The sequence below is a fragment of the Sphaerisporangium rufum genome, from assembly GCF_016863395.1.
Taxonomy (GTDB): Bacteria; Actinomycetota; Actinomycetes; order Streptosporangiales; family Streptosporangiaceae; genus Sphaerisporangium; species Sphaerisporangium rufum.
Window position 1 is genome coordinate 42,082 of sequence record NZ_BOOU01000048.1, and the last position, 13,525, is coordinate 55,606.

Annotated in this window: 12 protein-coding genes; 5 read left to right on the plus strand and 7 right to left on the minus strand. The window is 73.0% G+C overall.

The genetic code is table 11. The annotated features are described in order from the left end of the window. Positions 1-57 precede the first annotated feature (57 nt). From Sru01_RS16960 to Sru01_RS16970, 3 genes are all read right to left on the minus strand, one after another. Positions 58-1,434, minus strand: coding sequence for a protein kinase family protein (locus tag Sru01_RS16960; protein ID WP_203985937.1), 1,377 nt, complete (start codon positions 1,432-1,434; stop codon positions 58-60). Further along, entirely contained in the window at positions 1,435-3,063 is a 1,629-nt protein-coding gene (locus Sru01_RS16965; protein WP_203985939.1) for a serine/threonine-protein kinase, read from the minus strand. It abuts the gene before it with no gap. Positions 3,064-3,197: 134 nt separating this feature from the next. Beyond that, the gene (locus tag Sru01_RS16970) at positions 3,198-3,842 is read right to left on the minus strand and encodes a pyridoxamine 5'-phosphate oxidase family protein (RefSeq protein WP_203985942.1); all 645 of its coding nucleotides are present in this window, start codon (positions 3,840-3,842) and stop codon (positions 3,198-3,200) included. Positions 3,843-4,026: 184 nt separating this feature from the next. Here Sru01_RS16970 and Sru01_RS16975 point away from each other — a divergent pair, with 184 nt between their 5' ends. After that, a complete protein-coding gene (locus Sru01_RS16975; RefSeq protein WP_373869525.1) occupies positions 4,027-5,517 on the plus strand; it encodes an aminotransferase-like domain-containing protein in 1,491 nt (496 codons plus the stop codon). A gap of 3 nt (positions 5,518-5,520) precedes the next feature. Here Sru01_RS16975 and Sru01_RS16980 read toward each other — a convergent pair whose 3' ends face one another. The 3 genes from Sru01_RS16980 to Sru01_RS16990 form a co-directional block, all read right to left on the minus strand. Beyond that, entirely contained in the window at positions 5,521-6,675 is a 1,155-nt protein-coding gene (locus Sru01_RS16980) for a DegT/DnrJ/EryC1/StrS family aminotransferase (protein WP_203985944.1), read from the minus strand. 95 nt (positions 6,676-6,770) lie between these two features. Next, on the minus strand, positions 6,771-7,853 hold the full coding sequence (locus Sru01_RS16985) for a GNAT family N-acetyltransferase (protein ID WP_203985947.1): 1,083 nt from the start codon (positions 7,851-7,853) through the stop codon (positions 6,771-6,773). A 140-nt stretch (positions 7,854-7,993) separates the two neighbouring features. Then, complete coding sequence (locus Sru01_RS16990; RefSeq protein WP_203985950.1) at positions 7,994-8,518, minus strand: hypothetical protein; 525 nt, start codon at positions 8,516-8,518, stop codon at positions 7,994-7,996. A 322-nt stretch (positions 8,519-8,840) separates the two neighbouring features. Between Sru01_RS16990 and Sru01_RS16995 the strand changes: the two genes are divergently transcribed. Further along, on the plus strand, positions 8,841-10,238 hold the full coding sequence (locus tag Sru01_RS16995) for a GH39 family glycosyl hydrolase (RefSeq protein ID WP_239137498.1): 1,398 nt from the start codon (positions 8,841-8,843) through the stop codon (positions 10,236-10,238). Between the two features lie 188 nt (positions 10,239-10,426). On the opposite strand, the gene Sru01_RS17000 is transcribed toward Sru01_RS16995, so the two are convergent. Next, positions 10,427-10,795 (minus strand): hypothetical protein, encoded by a 369-nt coding sequence (locus tag Sru01_RS17000; protein ID WP_203985956.1) that lies wholly within the window; start codon positions 10,793-10,795, stop codon positions 10,427-10,429. 526 nt (positions 10,796-11,321) lie between these two features. Between Sru01_RS17000 and Sru01_RS17005 the strand changes: the two genes are divergently transcribed. The 3 genes from Sru01_RS17005 to Sru01_RS17015 are packed head-to-tail and all read left to right on the plus strand — an operon-like array spanning position 11,322 to position 13,524. Continuing rightward, the gene (locus Sru01_RS17005) at positions 11,322-11,714 is read left to right on the plus strand and encodes a hypothetical protein (RefSeq protein ID WP_203985959.1); all 393 of its coding nucleotides are present in this window, start codon (positions 11,322-11,324) and stop codon (positions 11,712-11,714) included. Next, a complete protein-coding gene (locus tag Sru01_RS17010) occupies positions 11,711-12,916 on the plus strand; it encodes an adenosylhomocysteinase (protein ID WP_203985962.1) in 1,206 nt (401 codons plus the stop codon). Before Sru01_RS17005 ends, Sru01_RS17010 begins: the two co-directional genes overlap by 4 nt. Positions 12,917-12,933: 17 nt before the next feature. Then, on the plus strand, positions 12,934-13,524 hold the full coding sequence (locus Sru01_RS17015; RefSeq protein WP_203985965.1) for a nucleoside/nucleotide kinase family protein: 591 nt from the start codon (positions 12,934-12,936) through the stop codon (positions 13,522-13,524). Position 13,525 lies beyond the last annotated feature (1 nt).

Below are 13,525 nucleotides of genomic sequence, written 5' to 3' on the forward strand. Positions count from 1 at the left end.
TGCATTTGCCGCACAGCACCGGACAGCTGGGATTTCCCGGGGAGTTCCCGTCCGGCCTCAGCACCGATAGGTGAAGGACGCCTTGCCTTCCAGCGGCCGCCCGTCCGCGCCCGCCGGCGAGATCACCCTCAGCCGGGCGGTGAGCCGCCGGGTGCCGTCCCCGGCCACCCGCCACTTGAGACTGACCTGGTGGGTGGGCGCGCCGGAGCGCAGCTGGTCGGTCTGCCGGACCGGGCGCTCGCCGCTCGGCCGCCACTCGTAGGTGACCGGGCCCGCCGAGCCGTTCGTGGTGATCACCCCGATCACGTTCACCGTGACGTCGCACCCCTTGGCCTTCGGCGTTCGCACCTCGACCGCGGTCACCGCCAGCGGGTCGCCGCGCCGCGACCACAGGAACACCGCCGCCACCAGGATGAGCAGGAAGACCAGGATCGACCCCAGCAGCCCGCCCCGCCGTCGCCGGGTGCGGCCCCGCGGCGGCCCGGACGCGAGGGTGGACTGGTCGCGGCCGGCCCGCCAGATCTGCGCGGCCGTGGTCTCGGCGGGCACCCCGGGGCCGAACCGGAGCCCGCCGGCCGGGACGTCCGCGCCGCCCGCCGGCGGGACCGGCCCGGCCGGGCCCCGGGCACCGGCCGGGGGGTGCAGCAGGGTGACGATCTCGCCTTCGTCGACCTCGGGCCCGGCCGGGGCCGGCGTGGTGGGGGCGTCACCCGCCGCCCACCGCTGGATGCTCGCCACCAGCGGCTCGCGGGTGGCGAACCCGGCCGGCAGCGCGTCCCGGCCGGCCAGCAGGACGTCCCGCGCGGCGCCGAGGCCGCCGGTGGTCGCGGCCGCCGCCGCCCGGTCGAAGAGCCGCGCCGCCGCCGGATCGCCGGCCGCCCACCCGGCGGCCAGGTTCCGGGCGAGCGCCGCCCAGGCGGCCGCGTCGTGCTCGGCGGTGGGCTGCACGCCGCGCAGCGCGGCCAGCAGCCCGCGCTCGGCCAGCATCGCGGTGCCGTCCTCGCCGGCGACCACGGTGCCCGCGTGCAGCGCGCCGTGCGCCAGGCCGGCCGCGTGCACGGCCAGCAGGGTCTGCGCGGTCTCCACCAGCACGGTGGCGGCGCTGCCGGCGTCCGGCGCCACCCCCGGCCCGGCCGGCAGCTCGGTCACCGCCGGCATGGCCGGCCGGGCGGTGAGCAGCCAGACCTCGGTGCGGGCGGCCACCAGATCGACGATGGGCAGCAGCCCGGTGAGCCCGCCCTGCGCCAGCCGCCGGTCGGCGGCCGCCGCGGCGACCACCCGCTCCCGCGCGCCGGGCGCCGCCAGGACCACCGGGTCCAGGCGCAGCGCGCCGGCGCGAGCGCCGTCCGGGGCGAGGGCGTCGTACCAGGTGCCGACCTCGCCCGCCCGGGCCCGGCCGGTCAGCCGGTATCCCGCGATGCTGCCATCTGGCATCTATGACCGCCCTCGGTGCCGTCCGGTGGTTCGCCGCGTCACGGCAAGTGTGCCGCCAATCGCGCTCAGCGTCACCAGGGCGGCCGGCGGCGGATCGCCCGGATTCGGGGACCCGCTCGCCGACGGCGACCCCGACGACGTGCGGCCCTCGCCCCGCGGCGGCGGGGACGACGGGCTCGGGGACGGCTCCGGCTCCTCAGGCGGCGCGGTGGTGGACGGCGCGGGCCGCGGCGTGGGCTCGGCGGGCGTCGGTGTCGGCCGGGGGCGCGGCCGGGTGGTCATCGGGTCGTCCACCGGGGGGCGGGCGTCGTCGGACGGGCTGCCGCTCGGCGAGGCGGCCGGCGAACGCGGCGGCCGCGGCGGCCGGGTGGCCGGCGTCGCCCGCCGGGTCGGCCGGGCCGGCGCGGTCGGCGCGGCGGTGGTGCCGGGCGGCGCGGCCGTGCCCGTGGGCGCCACCGGGCTCGGCGAGGCGGTGGGATCGGCGGGGGAGGGTTCCCCGGACGGTTCGGCGGTCTCCGGCGCGGCCGGCCCGGTGGAGCCGAGCACGTCCGGCGGCGTGGCGGACGGGGTGACCACGCTCGTCTGCGCCTGCAGCGTGCTGTCGCCCAGGGTGCCCACCAGCACCGCGCCCAGGCCGGCCAGGGCCGCGACGCCCACCGCGCCGATGGCGATCTTGGTGCTCAGCCGGCGCATGCCGCGCCGTCCGCCGAGTTCGGTGTCGGCCAGCGAGGTGGCCGAGCCGGACTCCTCCGCCAGCGGGAAGAGCAGGGCCAGCAGGCCGGCCAGCGCGGCCAGCCTGCGCCGGCCGCGCTCCTCCCAGTCCGCGCCGTAGGACTCGGCCGCGACCGCCTCGAGCTCGTCGACGAAGTCCGCGGCGGTGGCCGGCCGGTCGGCCGGGTGCTTGGCCATGCCCCGCTCGACCAGCGGCCACAACGGCGCGGGCACCTGCTCGACCGGCGGCGGCATGGTCTGGTGCTGGCGGGCCAGCGCCGCGATGTTCGGTGCCTGGAACGGCCGGGTGCCGGTGAGGCACTCGAAGAAGACGATGGTCGCCGCGTAGACGTCGGTGCCCGGCCCGGCGGGCGCGCCCGCCCACTGCTCCGGCGCCATGTACGGCGGGGTGCCGGAGCCGCTGACCCCCTCGCCGGAACGCACCGCGATGCCGAAGTCCACGACCTTGCTGGCCCCGCCGGCCTCGATCATGATGTTCTCGGGTTTGAAGTCGCGGTGCACGATGCCGCCGGCGTGCGCGGCGGCCAGGCCGAGCAGCGCCCCCTTGAGCACCAGCAGCGCCGCCTCCGCGCCGGTCGGCCCCTCCGAGCGGAGCATCGCCCGCAGCGAGACGCCGTCGACCAGCTCCATGACGATCGCGGCGCCCTCGTCGCTCTCCACGTATTCGTAGAAACGCGCGGCGTACGGGCTGTTCACCAGCTCCAGCAGCCGCGCCTCGTGCCGGAACCGGATGATGAACCCCGGGTCCGCGCAGAGGTCGCCGGACAAGTATTTGATCGCGACCGGGGTCTGGTCGGCGTCGTGCCGGGCCATGACGACCCGGCCCGACGCGCCCACACCGAGATCGCGCACCTCGGTGTATCCCGGAACCCGCCATGCACCCCTGTGGCCGTCCATGCGTTCTCCTAACGTGGCCGGGCCCCCACCCATGACGCGAGAACGAAGCTTAACGACGGCGCGACCGCCGGAGTCGCTTAATAGAGATTTGGCATCCGGTCGCGGCCGCTGTCAGGACGGGCCGGGGGTGCCGGTCAGCGCCAGGCCACGTGCGAGGGCACCGGGACGCCGGGCGGGACCGCCGGGTCGGGCTGCGGGTCGCCCCAGCCGACGCGCAGCGGCAGCACGCCGGCCCAGACCGGCAACGCGAGATCCTCTTCCTCCTCGCGCGGCGGCCCCTGGCGCACCTTGACCGACGCCTCGGCCAGCGGCAGCGCGAGCACCGTGGTCTGGGCGAGCTCCTTGCGGTACGGCGGGCGGGCCACGTCCCACTGGCCGGGGGCCAGCTGCTCGGTGAGCGCGCGCAGCCCGGCCGTCTTCTCCTCCGGGTCGGTCACCACCCGGGCGGTGCCGTAGATCATGGCGGACCGGTAGTTCACCGACTGGTGGAAAGCGGACCGGGCGTAGACCACGCCGTCCACGTGGGTGACGGTGACGCAGACCTCGCCGGCCGCCCGCAGCGAGGTGGCGCCGGTCGAGCCGTGCAGGTACAGCGTCTCGCCGATCCGGCCGTAGGCGGTGGGGACGACCCGCGGGCAGCCGTCGATCACCACGCCCAGGTGGCAGATCAGTCCGGCGTCCAGCACGGCGTGCAGGTCGGCCCGGTCGGTACGGGCCCGGTCCTTGGCTCGGGTCAGGGCGGTCCGCGGCGTCGTGGAGAGCGGCGTCGTAGAGAGCATGTGGCTACGGTAGAAAGAAAGTGGACCGTACTGTAGGGCCACTTACCGGTACTTCACGGAGACCACTTTGCCGGATTCATCGCCAGGTCCGCCGCGTCCGACGCGCCCGCCGGGGGCGTCGGGGGTTCCCGGGCGTGCCGACCCGCCGATCGTCCTGGACCGGGCCTCGCCGGTCCCGCTCGCCGTGCAGCTGGGCGACCGGCTGCGCGAGAGCGCCCGCCGGGGGGTGCCGGCCCCGGGGGAGCGGCTGCCCTCCAGCCGCGAGCTGGCCCGGCTGCTCGGGGTCAGCCGCACCGTCGTCACCGACGCCTTCCAGCAGCTCTACGCCGAGGGATGGCTGGTCGGCCGGCACGGGTCGGGCACCTACGTCGCCGACCTGTCCCTGCTGGCGGCCACCGGTGGCGGCGGCCGGCAGGACGGGGCCGCGCCGGGCGGGCGGGGGCGGGATCAGGGCCGTCCAGATCAGGGCCGCCTGGATCAGGGCCGGCCGAAGCCGGGCGGTGCGCAGGCGACCGGACCAGGCGCGGGCCCGCGGATCGCCGCGGGGGAACCGGACGGGCCGGGCCGATCCGGCGGGCCGGTGCCCGCGGCGCCGCGCCGGACACCGGCCGGCCAGGGGGTCGTCGACCTGCGTCCGGGCAATCCGTGGGTCCGCGATTACGACCAGGCGGCCTGGCGGCGCGCCTGGCGGCTGGCGGCGCGGCACCCGCCGTCCGACACGATCGACCCCTACGGCCACCCGCGGCTGCGCGAGCTGCTGGCGGGACACCTGCGCCGGGCCCGGGGCGTGCCGGCCGGGCCGGAGAACGTCATGGTCACCCGGGGCACCGCGCACGGGCTTGACCTGGTGGCCGCCACCCTGCTGCGGCCCGGCGACCCGGCCGGCGTGGAGGACCCCGGATACCGGGTGGCCAGGAACGCGTTCGCCGCGCGCGGCGGGCGGATCGTGCCCTGCCCGGTGGACGGCGACGGCGTGCTGCCGGGGCGGCTCCCGGCGGACCTGCGCCTGCTGTTCACCACCCCCGCGCACCAGTACCCGCTCGGCGGGCGGCTGCCGGTGCCGCGCCGGGAGCGGCTGCTGGACTGGGCGCGGCGGACCGGCGCCATCGTGGTGGAGGACGACTACGACGCCGAGTTCCGCTATGACGTGGCGCCGCTGCCCGCGCTGTACGGGCTGGATCCCGGCCGGGTCGTGCTGCTCGGTTCGCTGTCGAAGTCGCTGGCCCCGGACGTCGGCATCGGCTGGCTGGTGGCCGAGCCCGCTCTGCTGGCCGAGGTGGCCCGTACCCGGGACCGGCTGTCGGACCGCACCTCCGGCCCGGTCCAGGAGGCGGTGTCGGTGCTGCTGGAGCGGGGTGACCTGGACCGGCACCTGCGGCGCATGCGGCTGGAGTATGCCCGCCGCCGGGCCGCCGTCGTGGAGATCCTCGGTCGGTGGGTGAGCGGCGACTCGGCCGGCCTGCACGTCGTGCTGCGCCTGCCGGACGAGGAGGCCGCCGGCCGGCTGGTGGCCGCGGCCGCGGCGCGGGGCGTGCTGCTGGACGGCCTGGCCCGGCACCATCACGGCCCGGTCCGGGTGCCCGGGGTGGTCATCGGCTACGGTTCGGCCACCACGGCCGAGGTGCGCCGGGGGTGCGCCGTCATCGCCCGGCTGCTCGGCGGCGTCCGAGGGTGAGGTTCAGGCGGCCCGGTCCAGGAAGTGATCGCCCGGCGGGTGCGGGGCGGGCCGCAGCTCCGCCACCACCGGCAGCGCCCGCTCGGCGTAGAGCGGGTCGACCGGCAGCACGTGCCGGGCCCACCACCGCGCACCGCCCGGGTCCGGCGACGGTTCCACAAAGGGACCGGCGTAGTCGTCGTACGGCGGGTCGTACAGGTAGCCGGTGGGCACGCCGTGCCGCTCCAGCGCCGCGATCGCGCCGTCCCGGTCGGCCACCAGCAGCGGCACCCGGAACAGCGGCTGGTCCAGCTGGCGCAGCACCCCCTGCGCGACGCTCGGTAGCTCGGCGAGCCGCGCCACACCGGCCAGCCGGCGGTCACGCTCGCGCGGCAACCGGGCCATGCACCGGCCCTGGTACCACCGGGCCACCGGCCCGTGGGCGTCCCGGTAGGACCGCAGGTCCGCACGCACCCAGGAGTCGAACGACCTCAGGTCCGGCGCGCCGTGCAGCGCGGCGCCGAGCGCCGCGGGCCGCAGCGGGACGCGGTGCCCGTCGCGCGGCTCCTCCATGCCGAGCACCCTGGCCAGCCGCAGGGCCGGGCGGGCCATGTCCAGCCGCAGGGCGAGGCGGCGGGCCACCGAGATGGCGACGGAGTGCAGGTCGCGGTGCAGCGCGCCCGGCCGGAGCAGCAGGTCGCGTTCGTGTTCCAGCGCGCGCCGGTCGGCGGCGCTGTCGACCGCCAGCACCCCGCCCGACCCGGCGCCGGCGTGTTTGGACAGGCTGAAGACGCCCGCCACGCCGAACGTGCCGACCGGCCGGCCGTCCACCGAGGTCTGCGCCGCGTGCGCGACGTCCTCGATGATCACCGCCCCGGCCATGCCGAGCACGTCATCCGGCAGGCCGTACAGGTTGGTGGTGAGCACCGCGTCGACGCTCGCCAGCAGCGCGCGCAGCGGTTCGATGTTGCCGTCCAGCACGGAGATCGGCGCGATCACCGGGATCAGCCCGGCGGCGAGGACCAGGAAGAGGATCTCGTCGGCGGAGATCGGGGACATCAGCAGGCGCTGGCCGGGGGTGCACCAGTGGCGCAGCGCCAGGTACAGGCCGAGCCGGTTGGACGGCAGGTGGACGCACTCGCGGCCGGTGCGGGCCGCGACATGTCTTTCCGGGCTCACGGTCGCTCTCTTTCACCACCTCGTCACGGCATCCGTCCGGGCGGCGGGCCGATGACCGGTGGCCAGCAGCAAGGTAGCGCATGGTGGCGCCGGCGTCACGATGCGATCGTGGTGCGGATCCTGCCGTAGGCCCGCAGCGCCAGGTCGGCGGTGCCGCGCAGCCGCTCGTTGGCGAGGACCGTTCCACGTGCCTTGCGCACCGGGACGCGGACCAGCCAGTGCACTCCGGCGCCCGGCGCGACCCGGGCCAGGCGGCCCTCGACGACCCACAGCTCGCCGGTCTTGAGCTTGTCCTTGTACTCCTTGTCGCCGCGTCCCATGTCGATGAGGCGGATGCCGGCCGCCGCGGCGCGCTCGGCCATCGCCAGATGGTGGACGAGCCCGGGGGAGTACCTGGCGAACTCCGGGTCGTAGGCGGGGAACCAGCCGGCCAGCGTGGTCGCGGTACGCAGCCCGAAGTGGCCGGCCACCGGGCGGTCGCCGGCGTAGACCATGTCCAGCGAGCCGCCGAAGTGCTCGGTGTCCAGCTTGAGGAGGTTGCGGACCAGCCGGACGATCCACGGCCGGGCGAACCGGTCGGTCCGGCCGGTGCGGCGGTACTGGTCGGTCTTCCAGGACAGCAGGGTGCGCAGCACCGCGGGGTCGTGCACGCCGTAGTCGTGGCGCAGCGCGCCGGCGTCCCGCCCGAGCTTGCGCGACTTGTAGGCGGTCGACTTGTAGGTCTTGCCGGACACCCGCTTGAGATGTTCGACGTACGCCGGGTAGCCGTCGGACAGGTCGATGACGGGGGAGGCGTGCCGGGTGTGCCGCTCGGGCACCAGCGGCTGGCCGGCGGCCAGGTGGTCGAACTCCAGCACCGCCAGCCCGCAGTCGCGCATGAGTGCGCGCGGGTCGAACTCGATGTCCTTGACGTGCACCATGCCCTGGACGTCGGTGAGTCCGGCGCCCACCGGCATCCCGATGCCCATCGGATGGCGTTCGAAGGGAAGGAAGCCCACGATCTCCCCGCCGTCGGTCAGCACGGCCACCCGGGCCTGCTCCCGCACCCGCCCGACCTCCACGGTGAACTCCGGGGTCAGGAACGGGCTGTCCAGCGCCGGATCGCCGGTCTGGATGGCGCGCCAGCGAGCGATCTCGGCGGGGCCGAGCTCGCGGGGGTGAACCACGGTGACGCGCATAAGCTCCTACTGTGACTCGGCGGGACAAGGCCCCCCGTGGTTCCCAGCTTCGCGTCCCGCCCGTAATACCGGGATAAAGAGCGAGGCCCGGCGTCCGGGGCTCACTGATATTTTATCCGATTTGTCGGGTCACCTGCCCTTTAGCCGGTTTGCCGATCAAGCAGCCGGTCCCGCGCCGCCTCCTGCCGCGGGCGCGGCACCTCCACGTCCCGCGGGCCGACGATGCGATGCACGTCGATGGGGCCGGGGTCGCCCTCCCGTGATCCCGGCACCTGGGAGTTGCCGAAGTGCCCGCCGCAGGCCCACAGTCGCGGCGTGCCGCTCGCGGCCATGGCGTGCGGGTAAGGCAGCGGCGGCCCGGCCGGCCAGCGCCGCGGCACCTGCCAGGAGTCCAGCCAGCCGAGGATGTCGTCCAGCCCGTCCAGCTTGCTCTCGGTGAACGGCACGTCCACCGACCCGAGCACCCGGATCTGCACGCACACCCGCCCGTGCCGGTTGAGGTCCCCCGGCAGGCCGCACGCCGCCCGGGTCGGCGGCAGCGACTGGGCGATCTCCCCGGTGACGGGGTTCCAGGTGAGGTGGGCCGGGCGGCCGAGCTGGACCAGCCGCTGGGCCACGGACTTGGCCGAGACCCGTTGCGGATCGGTCGGCCAGATGAACCACACGGCCCGGGGAGCGCCTCCTCCCATCGGGCCGGAGTCTTCGAGAGCGGGAATTCGACTGGCGACGGGCAGCCATGCCTGGGCCACTGTGCCCCCTCAAATCCTCGGTCGCCGGGTTTATACCCCTTTCACCAAGGAGTTGACACCTTAGGGTCGTTGATTCTTATAGCGAGGCCCGACGCTATGCTTGGCGGCTTAACAGCACATATGGGACGGTCGGCGGACGGTATGGTCGGCGCACGCTTCGTGACAGGTAGCTTATGGCCGGTGGCCCACAGTGGGATGGTGCAAGGCCTGTGCAAGCGCGAGCGGATACGGTGACCAAGTGTTGGACAACAACGGCCGGCATGCCCGGCGCCGTTACATCCCCAAAGGGCCGGTCGCCCTCGGGGCCGGTCTGGTGGCCCTGCTGCTGGTGGTCGGCCTGCTCGTCGTGGCCGCCCAGCGCGAGGCCGGCCGGTCCGGCGGCGGCGCGGCCGCGACGATCCCGGCCACCCCGCAGCCGCCGCCCGCGGTGGCGGCGCCGCCGGTGACGGCCACCTGGCCGCGCTGGGGGGTGACCCACACCCAGTACAGCGGGGACAACGTGGACGGCACCGACGAGGACATCCGGCCGCGGGTCGACGACCTGTTCGCCAGGGTGCCCATGGTGCAGAACCAGCACATCATGGGCTGGGGGGCGGGCAATCCCGAGCCGATGCCCGGCAAGTACGACTTCCGGGACCTGGACCGCCGGGTCCGGCTGATGGCCGAGACCCGCGCCCAGCCCGTGCTCACCCTGTGCTGCGCGCCCGACTGGATGAAGGGCGGGGCCGAGGGCCGCACCGACTGGGGCAAGATCGAGGTCGCCCCGCGCCGCGAGCACTTCGACGACTACGCCAAGCTCGCCGCCACCGTCGCCCGCCGCTACCCCACGGTGACCCATTACATGGTGTGGAACGAGCTGAAGGGGTTCTTCGACGACGCCGGCGGGCGCTGGGACGCCGAGGCCTACACCGACCTGTACAACCGGGTGTACACCGCCTTGAAGGCGGTCAACCCCAAGATCCAGGTGGGTGGGCCGTACGTGCCGGTCGACAGCCACGTCTCCACCCCGAACGCCTCCAGCCTGCGCGGCCCGTGGGGGGTGATCGACCAGCGGTCGCTGGACGCCGTCGAATACTGGATCCGCCACAAGAAGGGCGCCGACTTCCTGGTCATCGACGCCTCCTCGCTCACCAACGACCAGGGCGCGGTGCCGGACGAGTTCACCGCCCTGAAGAAGTTCTCCGTGATGACCGACTGGCTGCGGCGGCAGGGCGGCGACCTGCCGATCTGGTGGGCCGAGTGGTACACGGCCCCGCCGAACGCCGACTGGGACGAGCGGCACCGCACGGCCGTGCAGACCGTCGCCATGATGGAGATGGCCCGCAGCGGCGTCGCCACCGCCCTTTACTGGAACCCGCAGCGCAAGAGCGGGGAAGACTGCCCCGGCTGCCTGTGGTCCCCGGCGACCGGCGAGGAGATGCCGATGGCCGGCGTGCTCAGCGGGTTCACCCGCTGGTTCCCGGCCGGGGCCCGGCTCGACACGGTGGCCTCCTCCGACCCGCGCGTCCAGGTGCTGGCCGTCGAACAGCAGATGGTGATGGTGAACACCACCGCCGAGCCGGTCACCGCCCGGGTCGACGGCCGGGACTTCCAGCTCGCCGCCTACGACATCCGGTGGAGCGGCCGCGGCCGGTGACCCGTGCCCCGGCGCCGTCCGTCTCCCCGTGACGCCCGGCTTCTGCCGGGCTCAACGGCACCTTGTGGCGCGTAAGGTGACTCGTTGACATTGTCGGGTTCGGAGGAGATCACCGCTGTCAACGGCGAGGGCCGGTCGCCGCACGAGTGACAGAAACCGGCCTCGAATCCGATGGACGCCCCCTCCTCTCAGATTTCCAGTTGGACGCGCTCGAAGATGTCGGCGTCCGTCTCCTGCTGCCAGGCAGGGAGGTCGTCCCAGTCGGCGACGTAGGACGGTTTGGGATCGGCGATGTGCTTGTGGATCTGGGCGATCCAGCAGAGCGCGACGAATCGGCCTTTCTGCTCACGGGTGAGCTTGGCGGTATTCCCATCACTGACCGTTATAAAGTCCAAGATCTGCTGGTAGACGGCGGCAGCCGCTTGGCGTTCCCAGTCAGGCGTCTGATCCCACGGGGTGATATAGCCGGGCTTGGGATCACCGGGGTAGTACTTGGTGACCCCGGCGATCCACGCCTCGCGGAAGATACGGCCGGGTTCCTCGGTCTGAGTGCTCATCCTGATCCTCTCGGTCTCACGGGGTCCGTCAGCTGGGTGATGCGGGTGCTGAGATGGCTCACCCTGGGGTCGGCCAAGAAGGGGGTGAGCCGGGTCTGCAGGGACTGAAGCTTACGTCCGACGTATCCCGAGGATTGGGTCTGCTCAGCGAGGGAAACGGCGGAACCTCCGCTCTCAAGGATCTGGTCCAGGTCGTTGCAATTGACGCCGATCATGGCCAGGTCGGTCAGGACGCTGCCCTTTCGGCGCAGTGAGATGGTCTTACCGAGTGCCTCGGTGAGGGCGCTCTCGGCGAGATCGGTGCGACCAAGGGCCAGGTAACAGCCACCGCGTTCTTCTGCCAGCCGTGATCCGTCGAAGCGAAGCCCGGTACGTCCCCGTTCACCAAGGTCAGCGTACGGGACGCTCCGCGGATGCCGTGGGAATGCGGCTAGACGCAGCAGAGATGCGGAGTTGCTGCGCTGGTTCGGTGGCGATCTCCTCGGTTGACTAAAAGTAGTTGACCGACCACCGAAACGGAGTGTCGATGCTTCGTAGAACGAACCGCATGTGCCATGGTGGCGCGGACGTGCCCGTCGTTGATTTCGACCAGCCACGCGAGTGGCGGGCACCGCGCCACCTGCACCAGCAGGTGGACGCCGCCCAACATCTGGAAAGTCTCCGGGTCGCTCTAGGCCGGCTCGACCCCGGCCTATTCGTGAGACTGGAGCGGCTGACGGGCGGCCCGCCCCAGCTCCGCATCATCTTGTACGGATTCGGGGCCTTGTCGGAAATCATCTACTATTTGCCCGGCCGGGGAGCCGGTGAAGGGGGACACTACGGCTGGGCATGGGGTGAAGTCATCACCTCGGTCCTGGAACCCAGCAAAGCGGCCACCCAAATCCTGCGCGCTCTGAACGTACGAGGGCGGCACGTATGACCGGGGTCCAGCGCGCTCTTGCACCCCCTGTGGTCCTGTCCGGCCTCGGCGGGGCCGAGGCATTCTTCGCCGAAGTCGTCGCAGGTCTGCCGGCGAGCACGGCAGCAGCCGTGGTGGTCACCCATCTGCTGCCCGGCCAGATGGACTTTCTGGCAGCGTTCGAGCATGTCGCCCAGGTCGTAGCGGTATTGCCCAAACCCAAGTCCGCAGACCTTCGTATCCGGAAGCAGGTCGAAGCAGTCCATCGCTGTGACGTCCTGGACCGGGCCCGATTCACTGATCCGCTGTGGCTCACCGCCTACTTGGAGGATCGGGCAGCCGGACGGCGGCTCGTGCTGGCGGACATCGGCGGGTACTTCGCTCCCGCTCTCGCCGAGCTGTGCGGCACGTTCTCCGGCCAGATCGCCGGGGTCGTTGAGGACACCGAGAACGGCTTGCGGCGCTATCTGCAACTGGACCCGCTCCCATGCCCGGTCTACAGCGTCGCGCGCAGCCCGCTCAAGGAGCCGGAGGACCGTCTGGTCGGAGAGGCCATCGTGTTCTCGATCGAGTCATTGCTGCGTCGTATGGGGGAGATCCTTCCCGGCCGCCGGGCGTGTGTGCTGGGCTTCGGCAAGATCGGCTCGGGTGTGGCAGCGGCTTTGCATGCCCGGCACGTCGTGGTGACGGTGCGCGACACCGATCCGGTCCGCCAGGCGCAGGCCATCGCAGCCGGCTTCCACTCGATGCCGCTGCCCGAGGCTCTGTCGGGCGCGGACCTTGTCGTCAGTGCTACTGGCAGACATGCCATCGGCATGGAACACCTCCCCCTGCTGCGGGAGGGCGCCTTCCTGGCGGGCGCCACCTCCGGGGACGACGAGTTCGACCTCGGCAGCCTCACCGGCGAGACCAGCGGGTTCATTCGACAGGACGTGATCGACGGCGTGGTGCGCTATGGCCGCCAGGGGCGAGCCTTCTTCCTGCTCGGCAACGGGAACGCGGTGAACTTTCTGCACACCTCCGCGATGGGGCCTGCCATCCACCTCGTCAAGGCCGAGATCGTCGCCGCAGCGGCGCGCCTACTGTCCGAGCCTCACGAGCCGGCCCTGTATGAGGTTCCGGCACGAACCCGGGCGCGAATCGCCGCGGCCTGGGTCGACAAGTTCCGGCGGCCGGCGGACGCTGTCCGGTCGCCCTTCGACGGACGAGAGAGGAACAAATGATCATTGGAATAGAGGGCGTGAGCTGTACAGGAAAGACCACCCTGGCCGGCAGTCTGGCTGAACGGCTTGGCTGGGAGGTGATGGACTGCTACTTCCACGTTGCCCCGGATCCCTCCTCGCTGGGACGGCCGATCGCCACTTCCGAAGCAGAGCAACTCGCCTCCCTGGCCGCGCATTTCCCGGTGGAAGCACAGCGACACCGGCAGGCTCTGCGGGCGGCCGCCCGCGACGGCGGGGTGATTCTCGACCGCACGATCAACACCCTGCTCGCCCACGTCCGAGCCGTCGGCCGCCTTCAGGACCTGAACGCGACCGTGACGGCCCGTGCCATGGTCGCCCAGCAGATCGCCGCCGGTGCGGCCACCGTGCCCGACCTGACGTTGCTGCTGATCGGCGACGCGGCCGTCCTGGCCGACCGTGCCACACTTCGTCCGGACCTCCCGGCGATCTATTACGTGCCGGCCTTCGCCCGGCACTTCAACGCCCACTTCGAGGACCCCATCGGTCGGTGCGTCCGCCTGGACGCCACGGCCGCTCCCGGCGCGGTTGTCGACGCGGCCCTTGCCGCCATTTCCCTGGTTCAGACCACTCATGCCAGAAGGCGTTGAT

Coding starts and splice junctions, on each gene's coding strand:
- Sru01_RS16960 (WP_203985937.1), bottom strand. CDS start 1,434: ATGCCAGATGGCAGCATCGCGGGATACCGGCTGACCGGCCGGGCCCGG.
- Sru01_RS16965 (WP_203985939.1), bottom strand. CDS start 3,063: ATGGACGGCCACAGGGGTGCATGGCGGGTTCCGGGATACACCGAGGTG.
- Sru01_RS16970 (WP_203985942.1), bottom strand. CDS start 3,842: ATGCTCTCTACGACGCCGCTCTCCACGACGCCGCGGACCGCCCTGACC.
- Sru01_RS16985 (WP_203985947.1), bottom strand. CDS start 7,853: ATGCGCGTCACCGTGGTTCACCCCCGCGAGCTCGGCCCCGCCGAGATC.
- Sru01_RS17000 (WP_203985956.1), bottom strand. CDS start 10,795: ATGAGCACTCAGACCGAGGAACCCGGCCGTATCTTCCGCGAGGCGTGG.
- Sru01_RS17005 (WP_203985959.1), top strand. CDS start 11,322: ATGCTTCGTAGAACGAACCGCATGTGCCATGGTGGCGCGGACGTGCCC.
- Sru01_RS17010 (WP_203985962.1), top strand. CDS start 11,711: ATGACCGGGGTCCAGCGCGCTCTTGCACCCCCTGTGGTCCTGTCCGGC.